The sequence below is a fragment of the Romboutsia sp. Marseille-P6047 genome, assembly GCF_900604535.1.
Lineage (GTDB): Bacteria > Bacillota > Clostridia > Peptostreptococcales > Peptostreptococcaceae > Romboutsia_E.
Genome location: NZ_UWOT01000001.1, coordinates 139,100 through 156,655, shown reverse-complemented (window position 1 = coordinate 156,655; position 17,556 = coordinate 139,100). Strand labels below are relative to the sequence as shown.

Annotated in this window: 18 protein-coding genes; all 18 read left to right on the top strand. The window is 27.2% G+C overall.

From position 1 onward, the window contains the following. Positions 1-2 precede the first annotated feature (2 nt). Positions 3-890, top strand: coding sequence for a polyprenyl synthetase family protein (locus tag EIH23_RS00745; protein WP_122638292.1), 888 nt, complete (start codon positions 3-5; stop codon positions 888-890). A 9-nt stretch (positions 891-899) separates the two neighbouring features. Beyond that, a complete protein-coding gene (locus EIH23_RS00740) occupies positions 900-1,337 on the top strand; it encodes a divergent PAP2 family protein (protein ID WP_122638291.1) in 438 nt (145 codons plus the stop codon). 244 nt (positions 1,338-1,581) lie between these two features. Next, positions 1,582-3,438: a 1-deoxy-D-xylulose-5-phosphate synthase gene (dxs, locus tag EIH23_RS00735; protein ID WP_122638290.1), complete on the top strand. Its 1,857-nt coding sequence runs from the start codon at positions 1,582-1,584 to the stop codon at positions 3,436-3,438. Positions 3,439-3,454: 16 nt separating this feature from the next. Next, positions 3,455-4,267: a TlyA family RNA methyltransferase gene (locus EIH23_RS00730; RefSeq protein ID WP_122638289.1), complete on the top strand. Its 813-nt coding sequence runs from the start codon at positions 3,455-3,457 to the stop codon at positions 4,265-4,267. 31 nt (positions 4,268-4,298) lie between these two features. Further along, the gene (gene recN, locus EIH23_RS00725; RefSeq protein WP_122638288.1) at positions 4,299-5,975 is read left to right on the top strand and encodes a DNA repair protein RecN; all 1,677 of its coding nucleotides are present in this window, start codon (positions 4,299-4,301) and stop codon (positions 5,973-5,975) included. A gap of 117 nt (positions 5,976-6,092) precedes the next feature. Further along, entirely contained in the window at positions 6,093-7,124 is a 1,032-nt protein-coding gene (locus EIH23_RS00720) for a SpoIVB peptidase S55 domain-containing protein (RefSeq protein ID WP_243113287.1), read from the top strand. 110 nt (positions 7,125-7,234) lie between these two features. Next, positions 7,235-8,062, top strand: coding sequence for a sporulation transcription factor Spo0A (spo0A, locus tag EIH23_RS00715; RefSeq protein ID WP_122638287.1), 828 nt, complete (start codon positions 7,235-7,237; stop codon positions 8,060-8,062). Between the two features lie 146 nt (positions 8,063-8,208). Next, positions 8,209-9,207, top strand: a complete 999-nt coding sequence (locus EIH23_RS00710) for a CCA tRNA nucleotidyltransferase (RefSeq protein ID WP_122638286.1) — start codon at positions 8,209-8,211, stop codon at positions 9,205-9,207. A 28-nt stretch (positions 9,208-9,235) separates the two neighbouring features. Further along, complete coding sequence (locus tag EIH23_RS17065) at positions 9,236-9,460, top strand: hypothetical protein (protein ID WP_122638521.1); 225 nt, start codon at positions 9,236-9,238, stop codon at positions 9,458-9,460. A 177-nt stretch (positions 9,461-9,637) separates the two neighbouring features. Next, entirely contained in the window at positions 9,638-10,759 is a 1,122-nt protein-coding gene (steA, locus tag EIH23_RS00700; RefSeq protein WP_122638285.1) for a putative cytokinetic ring protein SteA, read from the top strand. Between the two features lie 16 nt (positions 10,760-10,775). Further along, on the top strand, positions 10,776-11,648 hold the full coding sequence (locus EIH23_RS00695) for a copper transporter (RefSeq protein ID WP_122638284.1): 873 nt from the start codon (positions 10,776-10,778) through the stop codon (positions 11,646-11,648). Positions 11,649-11,663: 15 nt separating this feature from the next. Then, complete coding sequence (locus EIH23_RS00690) at positions 11,664-12,356, top strand: glycosyltransferase family 2 protein (protein ID WP_122638283.1); 693 nt, start codon at positions 11,664-11,666, stop codon at positions 12,354-12,356. Between the two features lie 6 nt (positions 12,357-12,362). After that, complete coding sequence (locus tag EIH23_RS00685; RefSeq protein WP_122638282.1) at positions 12,363-13,187, top strand: glycosyl transferase; 825 nt, start codon at positions 12,363-12,365, stop codon at positions 13,185-13,187. Positions 13,188-13,191: 4 nt separating this feature from the next. After that, on the top strand, positions 13,192-14,283 hold the full coding sequence (locus tag EIH23_RS00680; protein WP_122638281.1) for a DUF3866 family protein: 1,092 nt from the start codon (positions 13,192-13,194) through the stop codon (positions 14,281-14,283). After that, positions 14,261-14,788 carry an NUDIX hydrolase gene (locus tag EIH23_RS00675; protein WP_122638280.1) on the top strand — a complete coding sequence of 176 codons (528 nt, stop codon included), beginning with the start codon at positions 14,261-14,263 and terminating at the stop codon, positions 14,786-14,788. The genes EIH23_RS00680 and EIH23_RS00675 overlap by 23 nt, the downstream gene beginning before the upstream one ends. A gap of 61 nt (positions 14,789-14,849) precedes the next feature. Continuing rightward, a complete protein-coding gene (locus tag EIH23_RS00670) occupies positions 14,850-15,464 on the top strand; it encodes a hypothetical protein (protein ID WP_122638279.1) in 615 nt (204 codons plus the stop codon). Positions 15,465-15,476: 12 nt separating this feature from the next. Then, positions 15,477-16,352 carry a tyrosine-type recombinase/integrase gene (locus EIH23_RS00665; protein WP_122638278.1) on the top strand — a complete coding sequence of 292 codons (876 nt, stop codon included), beginning with the start codon at positions 15,477-15,479 and terminating at the stop codon, positions 16,350-16,352. A 20-nt stretch (positions 16,353-16,372) separates the two neighbouring features. Then, positions 16,373-17,545: a phosphopentomutase gene (locus EIH23_RS00660; protein ID WP_122638277.1), complete on the top strand. Its 1,173-nt coding sequence runs from the start codon at positions 16,373-16,375 to the stop codon at positions 17,543-17,545. The last annotated feature ends 11 nt before the right edge of the window (positions 17,546-17,556 follow it).

Here is a 17,556-nt window from a genome sequence, read left to right as displayed (position 1 = left end):
GTATGGAATTCAAAGAGTCTCTAAAAGAAAAATCTAAATATATAGAATCTTTATTAAATGAATATATGCCAAAAGAAGAAGGATATCAAGCAACTATAATGAAAGCTATGAACTATAGTTTAAAAGCTGGTGGAAAAAGATTAAGACCAATTTTAACTTTAGAGGCTTGTAAAATAGTAGGAGGAAATGAAGAAGATGTACTACCATTTGCTGTAGCTATAGAAATGATACATACTTACTCACTAATACATGATGACCTTCCAGCCTTAGATAATGATGATTTAAGAAGAGGAAAACCTACTAATCATAAGGTTTTTGGAGACGCAATGGCAGTTCTTGCTGGAGATGCACTTTTAAATTACGCTTTTGAAGTAATGTTATCTAATTCAATAAATAAAGAAAATCCACAAAAATACTTAAGAGCAATTAACGAAATTGCAAAAAGTTCGGGTATACACGGTATGATAGGTGGACAAGTTGTAGATGTTGAAAGTGAAAATAAGACAATATCTAAAGATAAATTGGATTTTATCCATTTAAATAAAACTGCTGCGATTATTATTGGATGTATGAGGGCGGGTGCAATAATAGGTAATGCTAATGCAGAAGAATTGGAAAAAATAACTAGATATGGAAGGAATATAGGATTATCATTCCAAATAGTTGATGATATATTAGATATAATTGGCGATGAGTCTAAGCTTGGTAAACATGTAGGTAGTGATATAGAAAATCATAAGTCAACATACCCATCAATACTAGGGTTAGATGAATCAAAATTAGTTGCGAAACAACTTATTGATGAAGCTAAAGAAAATATTAAAGGTTTAAAAGAAGACAGTGGATTTTTAGATGGTTTGGCCGATTATATCATAGATAGAGAGTATTAAGGAGGAAAAATGAACTTTTTTTCAGAAATTTTTAGCAACAAAGTTTTAGGCATAAGTATATTCGCTTGTTTTTTAGCTCAATTCATAAAAATATTTACAGGAAAATCAAAACGTATAGATCTAGCTAGAATACTTACATCTGGAGGGATGCCGAGCTCTCATAGTTCTTTTGTAACAAGCTTGGCAACATTAGTTGGGTTAGAAAGAGGATTTAACTCTACAGACTTTGCAATAGTTGTAGTATTTGCTTTAATTATAATGTATGATGCATCTGGAGTTAGAAGAGCAGTAGGAAAGCAAGCAACAATATTAAATCAAATAGTAGATGATGTACATCATGGAAAACATATTGAGCAAGAAAAGCTAAAGGAGTTGATAGGACATACTCCTGTAGAAGTATGGATGGGGGCTATATTAGGAGTATTAGTAGCTCTAGTGATGGCATAAAATTGAAAAAAATAAGTTTATATGATATAATTTCTAATGTTTTATAAATAAGTTATAAAATGAATATATCTTAGGCAATAATAAGATATATTCATTTTTCTAACTACATAGAAACTATATGTGTTATTTGGTCTTCTATGGAAGACTTTTTTATATATAAGGGAATTATAAAAAATAGTATAAAGTATTTATTAGTTATAAATAATCGGTTTTATAAAATAAATCAAATAAAAGGTGAAGGTAAATGTATAAATATTTAGATAAAGTAAACTGTCCTAAAGACATAAAAAGCATGACAAATGAAGAACTAGATATACTTGCTAAAGATATAAGAAAATTTTTAGTTAAGTCAGTTTCTAAAACTGGAGGACATTTAGCATCTAATTTAGGTGTAGTGGAATTAACACTGGCTCTTCATAAGGTTTTTGAAAGTCCAACAGATAAAATTATCTGGGATGTAGGACATCAGTCTTATGTACATAAAATCCTTACAGGAAGAAAGGATAGTTTTGATACATTAAGACAATTTGAAGGCTTAAGTGGTTTTCCGAAGGAAGTAGAAAGCCCTCACGATATATTTGATACAGGTCATAGTAGTACATCTATTTCGGTAGGTTTAGGAATCGCATGTGCAAGAGATATAAAAAAGGAAGATTTTAATGTGATTTCAGTTATAGGAGATGGTTCAATAACTGGAGGTATGGCTCTTGAGGCTTTAAACAACTTAGGTTATTTAAATACAAACATGATAGTAATACTTAATGATAATGAGATGTCAATAGATAAAAATGTAGGAGCTATGTCTAGATACCTATCAAGTATAATAAGAAATTCAACTATGAATAAGGTAAAAGATGAAGTAGAAAAAATATTTACGGTTACATCTGCAGGTAATTTAATATATAAAACAGCAAGCAAAGTAAAAGATAGTATTGTAAGTCAATTTACACCACAACAATGTGAATTATTTGAGGCTATGGGAATAAAATACTATGGACCTATAGATGGACATAATATTAAAGAACTTACTGAAATATTAAATAAAGCTAAAAATAAGCAAGGTCCTGTTTTGCTTCATGTAATAACTAAAAAAGGTAAGGGCTATAAATATGCAGAAGAACAGCCGGATAAATATCATGGTGTTTCAAAGTTCGATATAAAAGAAGGTGTAAAACCATCATCGACCAAGTCTATATCTCAAGCTGTTGGTGAGAAGTTAATTAATATGGCAAAAAAAGATAATAAAATTGTAGCTATAACTGCTGCAATGCCATCAGGTACAGGGTTAGATTTATTTGAGAAAGAATTTCCAAATAGATACTATGATGTAGGCATTGCAGAACAACATGCCGTTACATTTGCCTCAGGACTAGCAAAAGAAGGAATGAAACCTTATTTTGCAGTGTATTCAACATTTTTACAAAGGGGATTTGATCAATTAGTACATGATGTATGTATAACTAAAAAAAATGTTACTTTCTTAATTGATAGAGCTGGTTTAGTAGGAAATGATGGTGAAACTCATCATGGAATGTTTGATTTAAGTTACTTAAATATTGTTCCTAATATAACTGTAATGGCTCCTAAAGATAGTAAAGAATTAGAACTAATGATGGATTTATCTTTAGAAGTTAATGGACCTGTTGCAATAAGATACCCAAGAGGAAATGCTTATTACCTAAATAAAGGAGAATATAATAATTTAAAAGTCGGAAAGTATGAAGTTATAGATGAAGGTGAGGATATAGCTGTATTAGCAATTGGAAATATGGTAAAGCATGCATTAGAAGCAAAAGAGTTGCTTATAAATGAAAATATAAATCCTACTATAATTAATGCTAGATTTTTAAAGCCTATGGATGAAGAATTACTTCATAAAGTATGTAAAGAACATAAAAAAATAATAACAATTGAAGATAATACATTATCCGGTGGTTTTGGAAGTAGAATAAATAACTTTATTATAAATAATAATTATGATGTTAAAGTTGAAAATATAGGAATTAATGATACCTTTGTAGATCAAGGTAATTCAGATAAGCTGTATGAAGCAGTAGGTTTATCACCAAAATGTATTGCTTCTAGAATAAAAAAATTATAGTGTGGAAGGTAGTTTTATGAAAAAAAGAATAGACGTATTATTAGTAGAGCAAGGATTTTTTGAAAGTAGAGAAAGAGCAAAGAAAGCTATAATGGCAGGTCTTGTTTTTGTAGATAATCAAAGATGTGATAAAGCTGGTGTAGATGTAAAAGAAGACGCCAAAATAGAAGTAAAAGGCAATCCTATACCTTATGTTAGTAGAGGTGGATTAAAGCTTGAAAAAGCAATGAAAAACTTTGGACTAACACTAGATGGAAAGGTTTGTATGGATATAGGTGCATCAACAGGAGGATTTACAGATTGCATGCTTCAAAATGGTGCGACAAAAGTATTCTCTATAGATGTTGGATATGGTCAGCTTGCTTGGAAATTAAGACAAGATGAAAGAGTTGTTTGTATGGAGAGAACAAACATAAGACATGTTACTATAGAAGATACAAAGGAATTTGCAGATTTTGCATCTATAGATGTTTCTTTTATATCTTTAAAATTAGTTTTACCTAAAGCTAAAGAATTAGTTAGACCAGGAGGTCATGTAGTTGCTTTAATAAAACCACAATTTGAAGCTGGAAGAGAAAAGGTCGGGAAAAAAGGTGTTGTAAGAGAAAAGTCTACACATATAGAGGTAATAGAGATGATATCTGAGTTTGCAGTGGGAATAGGATTCTCTATATTAGATTTAGATTACTCACCTATAAAAGGTCCAGAAGGTAATATTGAGTACTTAATATACTTACAAAATTCAAATGATGGATATGAGTTTAATAAAGAAGATTATGATAAAAAAGTATTAAAAGTAGTTGAAGATTCTCATAATTTAAATAAATAAAAATTATACTTAAATAAAGGGGGATTTTAAAGTGATCCTTGAATTGTATATGAAAAATTGTGCCTTAGTAGAAGAATTAAGGTTAACAATTGATGAAAATTTAAATATATTAACGGGAGAAACTGGTTCAGGTAAATCCATAATAATAGATGCTCTAGGTTTATGCTTAGGCGAAAAATATGATAGATCGTTTTTGAGAAAGGGTACAGAAAAAGGAATCGTTGAAGCTATATTTTCTTCAGAGAGTGTTCACTTAAAGGGTGTTCTTGATAAATATGATATAGAGCTAGATGAAGATAATTTACTAGTTATAACTAGAGTAATATATAGCGATGGAAAAAGTGTAGCTAGAGTTAACGGTAGAACTTTAAAGCTATCAGTTTTAAAAGAAATTGCAACTACTCTAATAGATATTCATGGTCAACATCAAAATCAAGCTTTATTTAATAAAGAAACTCATTTACAATTTTTAGATTTATTTGGTGAAAATGAATTAATAGATTTGAAAAATGAGTATAAGGATATGTATCAAGAATACACTAAAGTTAGACAAGCTCTTAACACTTTAACTGAAAATAAGGATGATATGCAAATACAAAGAGAAATAGACTTATTAAAGTTTCAGATAAATGAAATTGAGTCAGCTAATTTAAGCAAAGATGAGTATGAAGATTTGCTTAAGCAAAGGGATGTATTTAGAAATAGTGAAAAAATATATAGTAATTTAAACTTAAGCTATCAACATTTATATGAAGGTAGTGTAAATGCTGTAGATTTAATAGGTAATGCATCTAAAGAATTAAGTTCTATTTCGGAATATGATAAAGTATTAAGTGAATATAATGAAAATGTTGAAAGAATAATGTACGAACTACAGGATATATCTAGAGAAATAAGAAATTATAAAGATAGCATAGATTTTGAACCATATGAATTAGAGCAAATAGAAATAAGAATAGATGAAATTAATAATTTAAAAAGAAAATATGGAAACTCGATAGAAGAAATATTTGATTTTTATGAAAAAACTAAAGATAGATTAAATGAAATTTTAAATAGAGATGAAAAAGTGGATCAACTAAAGAAAGAAATACTTAAACTTGAAAAAATACTTAAAAATAAAGCTGAAAATTTAAGTATAGCTAGAAAAAAAGTTGCGTCAAATTTAGAAGAAGTACTTCTAGTAGAGTTAAAAAGTTTAAATATGAAAAATGTAGTATTTAAAGTTAACTTTGAGGATTGTAACTTTACTTCAGAAGGTAAAGATGATGTGGAATTTATGATATCATTTAACCTTGGAGAAGATATTAAGCCAATATACAAAGTTGCATCTGGAGGAGAAATGTCTAGATTTATGTTGGCATTTAAAACTATATTATCAGATATAGATCAAATAGATACATTAGTATTTGACGAGATAGATACGGGTATAAGTGGTATAGCAGCGCAAATAGTAGGTGAAAAGTTATCACAAATAGCTAGGAAAAAACAGATAATTTGTATAACTCACTTACCTCAAATAGCAGCAAATGCAGATACTCATTATTGTATAGAAAAAAATACATCGAATGAAAGAACATTTACAAGTATAAGAAAACTAGATCATATCCAAAAACGTGATGAAATAGCTAGACTTATTGCAGGTAGCAATATAACTGAAAAAACAATAGAACATGCCAGTGAGATTATAGAATTGGCAAAAAAATAAGGAGTATTAGATACTCCTTATTTTTTATAATTTAAGTTATAAAATAATCAGTATTTGCATAAAAATTTACAATTAAGGAACTATAAAAACATAAATAGAAAATTTAGGAGAATACAAATGTTAGATGTGAAAAAAAATATTAAGTTTATATGTCGTACTCTATTTATGTTTTTTATTATAGGCATCTTAATGTATTTTAGTACGAATAGTGAGAATTTAAGTATAGAAACTATAAATGCTCTAAACAGTGATATTGATAAAAAATACGTATATCCATTAGGTAATGTTGTTGGTATTAGAGCAAGTACAGATGGAGTTTTAGTTATAGGATACGAAGAAGATGATATTGAGTATATAGGAGGGCTTAAGATTGGAGATATTATAAATAAAATAAATGGTGAAAATATTGATAATAGTCGCGATGTATCTAATATACTTAATAATTTAAAGGCTGATGAAATAAAAGTAGGATTTATAAGAAATAATGAATATAAGGAAGAAAATATTAAAGTTAAATATGAAGATAATACATATAGATTAGGATTATGGGTTAGAGATAAGGTTTCAGGCATAGGTACTATGACCTTTTATGATCCAAGTAGTGATACTTTTTTTGCAATAGGTCATGCTATTACAGATGTAGATACGAATAAACTTTTAAAAATAAAAGAAGGATATTTGTATAATGCGAATAATTTAGATATTATAAAGGGAAATTTACAGACAGTTGGTAAAATAAATGCAGAATTTGATTTAAGTCAAGCAATTGGTGAATTTAATAATAACTCTAATTTTGGAATTTATGGAAATTTATTAGGAAAGGCAAAGGTGAATAGTAATATAATAGAACTAGGAAAAGAAGAAGATGTAAAAATTGGAGATGCTGTAATTCTTTTCGAAGATGAAAATAGAAATATAAGAACATATGATATAGTAATAGAAAAAATAATATCTAATAATAGCTTAGATAGAGATATGGTGATAAAGGTTACTGATAAAGACTTGATTAATTATACAGGTGGTATAGTTCAAGGTATGAGTGGAGTTCCAATAATACAAAATAATAAACTTATAGGCAGTATAACTCATGTTTTTAAGAATAATCCGAAAAAAGGATATGGCATTTTTATAAGTGAAATGATACAATGAAAAATAGAAGAGAAAATTTAAATTATTATGAAGGATTATAATTTTACTATGTCGAATTATATTTTAGAATAAAAATAGATTTTCTGTAGGTAAAAGAGAATGTTTTATTAATGGGGGGAATTTTAGTGAACGAAAAAATAAAAATAGTTTTAGCTGATGATAATAAAGACTTTTGTCAAGTTTTAAAGGAATATCTATCAAATGAAGATGATATAGAAATCTTAGGGATTGCTAAGGATGGAATTGAAGCATTAGACTTAGTTAAGAGAACACAACCAGATTTATTAGTACTAGATGTAATAATGCCACATTTAGATGGATTAGGAGTTATAGAAAAATTAAATGCAATGGACATACCAAAAATGCCAAAAATAATAGTTCTATCTGCAGTTGGTCAAGATAAGATAACTCAAAGTGCTATAAATTTAGGTGCTGATTACTATATAGTAAAACCTTTTGACTTTGTAATATTTATAAATAGAATAAGAGAGTTAGTATCTAATAAGACTGCTCATATAGAGCCTAAATCTAGAGTTAATAGCGATATACAAATGACTAGAAGTGATTTTGTTAAAAATTCTGGGAACATAGAAACAGAGATAACTAATATAATACATGAAATAGGTGTACCAGCTCATATAAAAGGATATTTATATTTAAGAGAAGCTATAAAAATGGTAATAGACAATGTTGAACTTTTAGGAGCAGTAACAAAAGAATTATACCCAAGTATAGCTAAGAAGTTTAATACTACACCAAGTAGAGTAGAAAGAGCTATAAGACATGCAATAGAAGTTGCATGGAGCAGAGGTAAGGTAGACACAATAAATCAATTATTTGGTTATACTGTACATAATACAAAAGGAAAACCAACAAACTCAGAATTTATAGCTATGATTGCTGATAAATTAAGATTAGAACATAGTATGGTAAAATAATTTTATATATTTAGACTAAATAAGCCTTCTCATAAAAGAAGGCTTATTTTTTAGTATAAAGCATAAAATAAGTGTAGAAGTGTTAGTAAAATATTTAAATATTCCATATAATTAATAACATTAAATGAAAATCAAGGAGATATAAAATGGAAATTTATTTACCCCAAAAAGTTAAATTTATAATAGATAAGATGTATGAAAATGGATATGAAGCATTTATAGTAGGGGGATGTGTAAGAGATAGTATACTTGGAATAAAGCCTAATGATTATGATATAACTACCAATGCCCAGCCAAAAGATATAATCAATATCTTTAAAGATTTTAAAATTATAGATAATGGTATAAAGCATGGTACTGTAGGAGTTATAATAGATAAGGAAATATATGAAATAACTACTTATAGAATTGAAGGTGAGTATGAAAATAATAGAAAGCCTAAAGATGTAGAATTTACTACAAATATTTATGAGGATTTAAAAAGAAGAGATTTTACTATAAATGCAATAGCATATAATGATAAAGTAGGAATAATAGATAAATTTGATGGAATAAAAGACTTAAGAAGAAAAGTAGTACAAACAGTGGGAAATCCAGATGAAAGATTTAATGAGGATGGATTAAGATTAATAAGAGCTATAAGATTTAGTAGCAAATTAAACTTTACAATAGAAGAAAAAACATTAAAGAGCATATATAAAAATGCTGATATTATAAAAAAGATAAGTAAGGAAAGAATTACAGAGGAATTTTCTAAGATGGTTTTAAGTGATAATCCTCAAAATATAATTCTTTTATATAAAACTGGTATATTTAAATCAATAGGAATTTATTCATACATTAGTGAAAATGGATATAAAGAGTTTGAATCTAGCTTAAATTTATTAAAGTTTTGTCCAAATAATTTAGTAGAAAGAATGGCAATGTTAGAATATATAATTAAGCAAAATAAAGTTCCTTCAAGAAGCATAATTAATACATTAATTTATTCTAACAAATTTAAAGATGAATGTGGAAATATGGTTAATTATATGTTAATGGAATATGATAACATAGATTCTGTAAATATAAAATTAATTTTAAATAAAGTTGGTCCAAAGCTTTTACTTAAAGCTTTAGAATTAAAAAGGTATTTTATAAAATAACTTATATAATACTAAGAGCAATTCTAATATAAAAGAAAAAAATTTTATATTAGATAATATTATAAATAGAGTTATAAAAATAGAACAAAATAAAGAGTGTTATAAGTTAAAAGATTTAAATATTAACGGAAGGGATTTAGAAAATATTGGATATAGAGGCAAAGAAATAGGTGAGAAATTAAATATATTATTATCTAAAGTTATGTCAAATCCAAAATTAAATGAAAAAGAAATTCTTATAAATTTAGTTTAATCTGTATATGAAATATTAAGGTATTGAATATAAAAATGATAAATGTAAAATTTAATAAATGAGTATATAAAAATGTACGAATTTTAGCTAGTGTATAAAAAAATGTTAAAATATTTCTTTTATTGATAAATAATGCTATAATGTAATTTGATTTTAAAAGATATCGGAGGTTAAAATATGAGAGTCGAAGCCCCTATTAAGGTAGATAGAAAGACTAAAAGGCTTGCGAAAAGACTTACCGGAGGAGAAATTGCAGTAATAAATCACATGGATATCGATGAAGTTGCTGCCAACTCTTTAGTAGAAGGAAAAATTAAGCTAGTTATAAATGCAGCACCATCTATAAGTGGTAGGTACCCTAATAAAGGGCCAGGAATATTAACTGAAAAAAACATACTGATAGTTGATAATATAGGTGAAGAGTTATTTAATGAACTAGAAGAAGGTCAGGTTATAGAAGTTATAGATGGGCAAATTTATAAGGATGGAAAACTTGTAGGAAGTGGTGAACTTTTAGATAAAAAAGCTGTTTCACAAAAAATAAAATTAGCATATGAAAACTTAGGAGTTGAATTAGATAAGTTTATAGATAATACAATCGATTATGCAAAAAAAGAAAAAGGATTTATTTTAGGAGAAGTAGAAATTCCGAAAGTAAAGACTGACTACAAAAATAAACATGTCCTTATTGTTGTAAGAGGTCAAGACTATAAAGAAGATTTAAGTGCAATAATATCTTATATAGAAGAAATGAAACCAATACTTGTAGGAGTAGATGGTGGAGCTGATGCTTTACTTGAATTTGGATACACTCCAGATGTTATTGTTGGAGACATGGATAGTGTAACAGATGAAGCCTTAAAAAAAGCAAAAGAAATAGTTGTACATGCATATACTGATGGTAGAGCACCAGGACTAAAAAGAGTTCAGGACTTAGGATTAGATGCTATAGTTTTCCCAGCTCCAGGTACAAGTGAAGATATAGCTATGCTTACAGCATATGAATATAAGGCAGAACTTATAGTAGCTGTAGGAACTCATTCAAATATGATAGACTTCCTTGAAAAAGGTAGAAAAGGTATGGCTAGTACTTTTTTAGTAAGATTAAAAATAGGATCAAAACTTATTGATGCAAAGGGTGTTAACTTATTGTATAGAAGCAGATTAAAGCTAAAGTATATATTTGCATTAATATTAACAGCTTTATTTCCAATATTAATAGTTGCATCTTTTTCACCGAGTGTGAAACAATTTGTACATTTAATGCAGCTAAAGTTTAGGTTATTACTACAAATGTAGGTTTAGGAGGATTAAGATGCATATAAATATGAAGTATTATATAGTAACAATAGGTGCTATATTCATATCACTAGGAATAGGTATATTAGTAGGTTTTAATTTAAATTATGATCAAGAATTAAGTAAACAACAAGCTCAAATAATAGATGATTTAGATGCTAAATTTGAAGATTTAAGAAAAAATAATAATGAATTAGAGGCACTATTAAAAGATACAAATGCAGAATATGATGAATTAGTAAATTATATTAATAATAATTCAGACAAACTAATATCAGAAGAACTAACGGATCAAAATATAGGTATAATATCTATAAATAATAATATAAATAACGAATATATAGAAAATTGTATAGGTAAAGCAAATGGAAATATAGTATTTAATATAAATTTAAATAGTAATATAACAGATAAAACGACTTTAAAAGAAATATCAACTAAGCTTGGTACAGAAATTAATAGTACAGAAGAATTAATAGCTTATATTTCTGATTGCTTAAAAGATGATAATTCAAAAGAAACATTAGAATATTTACAAGAATTAAAAGTTTTAGATTTAAATAAACTAGAAGATAATTATAGTGCATATACATCAGTAGTATTAAGTTCTGATGGAAATGCCAAAGATAATGAAGCTCAATTTGAATCAATAGACAAATTATTAATAGAAAAATTAAGAGAAGAAAAGAAAAATTTAGTTGCAGTAGAAAGTTTAGATACTAAAACATCTAATATAAAATTATATTCAGATAATAAAGTTACTACAATAGATAATATAAATCAAGGTAGTGGTCAACTAGCATTAGTGTTAGTTCTAAAGGATGGAAATGTTGTAGGCGATTTTGGAGTATCTGATACGGCTACAAGTTTAATACCATATAAGAAATAAGAAGGAGAGATAACTATGAATCCTTACATAAGTATAATAGTACCTGCTTATAATGAAGAATCTAGAATAAAAAATACATTAGAAGCTATAAAGAATATAAAAGAAATAAATGAAATAGTAGTTGTAGATGATGGATCAAGCGATAATACTACAAAAGTAGCATCAGAAGTTAACAGTGAAAAAATTGTAGTATTAAAATTAGATAAAAATAAAGGTAAAGGATATGCATTAAACTATGGTCTTAAAATAGCCATGAAGAATGCAGATATTATAGGATTTTTAGATGCAGATTTAGGTAGCTCAGCAAGTGATGTAAAAAAACTTATAGACCCTATATTAAATGATGAAGCTGATGTAGTAATAGCGAAATTCCCACCTGCAAAGAAAAAAGGTGGATTAGGATTTGTAAAGGGCTTAGCAAAAGATTCTGTATTTGAAATGACAGGTGTAGAATTAGACGCAACTTTATCAGGGCAAAGGTTATTTAAAAAAGAAGTTTTAGAAAAATTTAATGAGATACCATTTGGTTATGGTGTTGAAGTTGGTATGACCATAGATATATTAAAATATGGATATAAGATAAAAGAAGTATTAGTTAATATGACTCACAATGAAACTGGAAGAAATTTAAAAGGGTTTATTCATAGAGGAAAGCAATACTACCACATAAAGAAAGTTCTAAAGCAGAAAAAGAAAGAATGGAGGTAGTTAATTTTGAATAATTATATACTTTATATAGTATTGTTTTTAGTAGGTTTAATAGGTACATATGCTATTATTCCTTTATTTAAAAACTTACTTATAAATAGCAATGTTGTTAGACCAAATTATAAAAAAGATATGATACCTGTAAGTATGGGTATTGTATTTTTACCAATGATTATTATAAATAGTATAATACTAATTTATTTTACTAAAGATCCTAGAAATTTATTATATGTATTCGTATTTATATTTGGAATGATATCAATGTTCTTTGCAGGTATATTAGATGACATTATAGGGAATAGAGATGTTAGTGGATTAAAAGGACATTTCAAAAGTCTTTTTAAAGGAAATCTAACAACTGGAGGATTTAAAGCTGTATTTGGTGGATTTATAGGTATTTTAATATCATTATCTATTTCTAAGAGTATACCAAATATAATTATAAATACTCTAATAATAGCTTTATCAACAAATTTAATGAATTTATTGGATTTAAGACCAGGAAGAGCTATAAAAGTATACTTAGTAATTATAATATCAATATTTGTAACACTTACAGGATATATAAAGGTTTTACCATTACTTATACTTCCTAACGTATTAGCTTACTTTAATTTTGATTTAAAAGCGAAGGCTATGATGGGAGATACAGGATCAAATGTGCTTGGAATATCTATAGGTATACTAATGGTATTTGGATATTCTTTTAATATTAGGATTATCTGGTTAGTATTTTTAATTTTAATACATTTATTAACTGAAAAATACTCATTAACTAAAATAATAGAGAATAATAAAATTTTAAACTTTATAGATAAGTTAGGAAGGTAATCTTATGATAAGTAAAAGAATTGGTATAGTGGAAGAAATAATTGATAAAAGTGAAAATATAGATGATATAAGAGTTAATATAAATGGAAATATCCAAAAAGCATATAATTATCCTAAAATGAGTGGAGAAGTTAATGTAGGAGATGAAGTTATATTAAATACAACTGCTGTGGAACTAAGTTTAGGAACAGGTGGTTACCACTTCGTTATATCTAACTTAAATAATATAGAATCAAGCTTTACACCAGGTGGACATATTATGAAATTGAGATACACACCATTTCAAGTAAAAGTTGATTCAGTAGAAGAACAAGAAAGTAAATATCATGACTTAATAGAAGGTTTTAAAAGCTTAGATAATATGCCTGTTGTGGTAGGAACTTTACATAGTATGTTAACTCCATTTGTAGCATCTTTTAAAAGAAATAATCCTAATAAAAAATTAGTGTATATAATGACTGATGGAGCAGCACTACCTATATATTTAAGTAAAAATGTAGAGTCTTTAAAAAATAAAAAATTAATTGATGCAACAATAACTATAGGTAATGCATTTGGTGGTGACTATGAATGTATAAACATATATACGGCTTTAATAACTGCAAAAGAAGTATTAAATGCAGATGCAGTGTTTGTTAGTATGGGACCAGGGATAGCTGGAACAGGAACAAAGTACGGATTTACTGGTATAGAACAAGGTCCTATTTTGGACGCTGTTAAAAAACTAAATGGAAATCCAATTGCAATTCCTAGAATTAGTTTTGCCGACAAAAGAGAGAGACACAAAGGAATATCTCATCATAGCATTACAGTTTTAGACGACATTGTAAATGTGAAGGTGAATATACCTATAACTAAATATAGTGATGATAGCCTAGATAGAATTAAGGAGCAAATAAAGAGTAATAAATTAGATAGTAAGCACAACATAGTATATATCAATAACGATAGAACTAAGGAGGATCTAGAGTTCTTTAATCTAAAAGTAAGAAGTATGGGAAGAAATTATGATCAGGATAAGGAGTTCTTCCAAGCTGCAAGTACAGCAGCATATTACTTAATGGAGGTTTGTTATGATAGAGGAAAAGACTATTAGTAGTGACAGGGTATATACGGGGAAAACAATTAGTTTAAGAGTGGATACTGTAGAAGTACCGAACAGAGGTTACCAAAAAAGAGAAATAGTTGAACATAATGGGGCTGTAGGCATAGTTGCTATAACTAATGATAAAAAAGTTATATTAGTAAAACAATTTAGAAAAGCTATAGAAAAAGAATTATGGGAAATTCCCGCAGGTAAAATCGAAATAGGTGAAAATCCTAAAGAATGTGCTATTAGAGAATTAAAAGAAGAAACAGGGTATAGTGCAGAAAACATAAGATTAATTCATAAGTTTTATACATCTGCAGGATTTTCTAACCAAAAAATATATATTTTTTTAGCAGAGAATCTTATACCTGGAGATACAAATTTCGATGAAGATGAAGTTATAGAAGTTAAAGAATTTGATATTAATGATGTATATAATATGATAGAAAGAAATGAAATTGAAGATGCAAAAACTTCAATTGGAGTGTTAATAACAAAAGAATTAATATAAAAGGAATAACCTCCTCTTCTCTTACATAGTATTTTGTAGGATACAAGAGGAGGTTATAAATTTGAGAAGAACGTATGGAAGAAAAGTTTATTATGAGGAACTTAATAAGAAAATAATATTAGTTGGGATTTTATTTGTAGTATTCGTTATTATTGGGACATGCTTAAATAAAGTGTTACCAGGGTATGAAAACTCTATTAATGAATCTGTTAAATCTATTGAGAGATATTATAGCTCTAGAGAAAGCATAGTTATTAAAGATGTTATATTGTCAAATTTAAAATTAGACTTTAAATTTATGTCTATAATAGGTATACTTAATTTATTGGTAGTAACATTTCCAATATCAATTTTAATTTTTATGCTAAAAGGAGTATCAATAGGCTATACTATAAATAGCTGTATATTATTTTTAAAATATAAAAGTATAAAAGTTTTATTTGTAATTCTAATTAAGAATTTTGCATTAATTCCTGGTGCAATTATGCTTTTATTAATCTCATTTAATTATGCAAAAGAATTTATTAAAGCATTTAAAACTAATAATAAAAATAGCATGATATTTTTATTAAAACGATATTTATTAAATTTAATAATAATAATAATAGCTACATTATTTTTACAAGTAATATCAAACTTGATATTTATTAATATCTTACAATTCCTAGTCAAATAAAAGGAGTTTACCATGGACGTCGTAAAGGAATACATAAAATATATAAAAACTAAAAAAAAATTATCTGAGAATACTGTAGCATCGTATTTTACAGATATAAAAAAATATGTAGAATATTTAAATAGTAAAAATATAAATTTAGAAAATGTAGGGGAAAATGATATCATAGCATATTTGATAGAATTAGAAAGATGTAATATATCTGTATCAACTATATCAAGAATGATATCATCGATTAAATCTTTTCATGAGTATTTATTTTTTTATGGAAATAGTGATAATGACCCTGCTAGAAATATAAAAAAACCAAAGGTAAAAGTACAAAATGTAGATGTTTTAACTGAAGATGAGATTGATGCTTTATTAAATTTTACAAAGCTAGATACTCCAAAGCAAATTAGAGACAAAGCTATATTTGAAGTTTTATATGGAACTGGAATAAAAGTATCTGAACTAGTAGAAATGAATATGGTGGACTTTGACTTAGATATTGAATATATATATTGTAATTCTGGAAAGAATCAAAGAGTTATTCCTATTCCAGATATAACCAAAGTATATTTAGAAAAATATCTAAAAGAAAGCAGGCCTAAATTAGCTAATGAAAATGAAGATGCTTTATTTGTTAACTCTTTAGGAAATAGATTTACAAGACAAGGTCTTTGGAAGATTATAAAAAAATATGCAGTACAAGCTAATATAAATAAAAATATAAACCCTAGCATGCTTAGACACTCATTTGCAATTCATCTTTTAAATAATGGTGCAAATATAGCTGTGGTTAGTAAAATATTAGGGAATTCAAATTTATCAAGTTTACAAAGTTATATAAATCATATAAATAAAAACATTAGAAAAGAAATGAAAGAAAAACATCCTAGAACATAAGCTATGAAGGAGGACTAAAAATGAATAGAGTAATATGGATGGTAATTGATAGTGTTGGTATAGGAGCACTTCCTGACTCTGAAAAATTCGGAGATAAGGGTGTAAATACTTTAGGAAATATAGTAAAAGAGTGTAATGATATAAGTATCCCTAATTTAAGAAAGTTAGGTATAGGAAATATAGATGGAGCAGATTTTATAGAAGATGAAATAGAACCAATTGGAGTTTATGGAAAATGTGCAGAATTATCTCAAGGTAAAGATACTACAACTGGACATTGGGAAATGACGGGAGTATTAGTTGAAACTCCTTTTAAAACATTTGAAAATGGTTTTCCAAAAGAGATAATAGATGAATTTGAGGCTAGAACTGGAAGAAAAGTAGTTGGAAATAAGCCTGCTTCTGGAACAGCTATATTAGATGAGTTTGGTGAGCATCAAATAAAAACAGGTGATGTTATAGTATATACATCAGCAGATAGTGTATTCCAAATAGCTGCAAATGAAGAAGTTATACCACTAGATGAATTATATAAAATGTGTGAGATAGCTAGAGAAATAATGATGGGAGATAATGCAGTTGCCAGAGTAATTGCTAGACCTTTTATTGGTAAAAAAGCAGGCGAATTTACAAGAACTTCTAACAGAAGAGATTATTCTTTAAATCCATTTGAACCTACAGTATTAGATAACATAAAAGAATCAAATTTAGATGTTATAGCGGTAGGAAAGATAGAAGATATATTTAATGGACAGGGTATAACTGAAGCTGTACACACAGATGATAATATGCATGGTGTGGATGAAACTATAGGTTATATTAAAAAAGAAAATAAAGGTTTAATATTTACTAATTTAGTTGACTTTGACTCTAAGTTTGGTCATAGAAGAAATGTAAATGGATATAAAGAAGCATTAGAAGAGTTTGATAGAAGAATACCAGAAATAATTGGTGCCATGAAAGAAAGTGATATACTTATAATAAATGCAGATCATGGAAATGATCCAACTTATAAGGGTACAGATCATACAAGAGAATATATACCACTACTTGTATATGGAAAAAATATAAATAAAAATGTTAATTTAGGTATAAGAGATAGCTTTGCAGATATAGGTGCAACAGTTACTGATATATTAAATGTTAAAATGCCTAAGGTAGGTAAAAGTTTCAAACAAGACATAATGAAATAAAAATTGGAGGA

What these genes read in the sequence shown, in the direction of transcription:
- EIH23_RS00695 (WP_122638284.1), top strand. Translation starts at nt 10,776, where the DNA reads ATGCATATAAATATGAAGTATTATATAGTAACAATAGGTGCTATATTC.
- EIH23_RS00665 (WP_122638278.1), top strand. Translation starts at nt 15,477, where the DNA reads ATGGACGTCGTAAAGGAATACATAAAATATATAAAAACTAAAAAAAAA.
- EIH23_RS00710 (WP_122638286.1), top strand. Translation starts at nt 8,209, where the DNA reads ATGGAAATTTATTTACCCCAAAAAGTTAAATTTATAATAGATAAGATG.
- spo0A (WP_122638287.1), top strand. Translation starts at nt 7,235, where the DNA reads ATGGGGGGAATTTTAGTGAACGAAAAAATAAAAATAGTTTTAGCTGAT.
- EIH23_RS00720 (WP_243113287.1), top strand. Translation starts at nt 6,093, where the DNA reads ATGTTAGATGTGAAAAAAAATATTAAGTTTATATGTCGTACTCTATTT.
- EIH23_RS00675 (WP_122638280.1), top strand. Translation starts at nt 14,261, where the DNA reads ATGATAGAGGAAAAGACTATTAGTAGTGACAGGGTATATACGGGGAAA.
- EIH23_RS00690 (WP_122638283.1), top strand. Translation starts at nt 11,664, where the DNA reads ATGAATCCTTACATAAGTATAATAGTACCTGCTTATAATGAAGAATCT.
- EIH23_RS00660 (WP_122638277.1), top strand. Translation starts at nt 16,373, where the DNA reads ATGAATAGAGTAATATGGATGGTAATTGATAGTGTTGGTATAGGAGCA.
- dxs (WP_122638290.1), top strand. Translation starts at nt 1,582, where the DNA reads ATGTATAAATATTTAGATAAAGTAAACTGTCCTAAAGACATAAAAAGC.
- EIH23_RS00730 (WP_122638289.1), top strand. Translation starts at nt 3,455, where the DNA reads ATGAAAAAAAGAATAGACGTATTATTAGTAGAGCAAGGATTTTTTGAA.
- EIH23_RS00740 (WP_122638291.1), top strand. Translation starts at nt 900, where the DNA reads ATGAACTTTTTTTCAGAAATTTTTAGCAACAAAGTTTTAGGCATAAGT.
- steA (WP_122638285.1), top strand. Translation starts at nt 9,638, where the DNA reads ATGAGAGTCGAAGCCCCTATTAAGGTAGATAGAAAGACTAAAAGGCTT.
- EIH23_RS00745 (WP_122638292.1), top strand. Translation starts at nt 3, where the DNA reads ATGGAATTCAAAGAGTCTCTAAAAGAAAAATCTAAATATATAGAATCT.
- EIH23_RS00680 (WP_122638281.1), top strand. Translation starts at nt 13,192, where the DNA reads ATGATAAGTAAAAGAATTGGTATAGTGGAAGAAATAATTGATAAAAGT.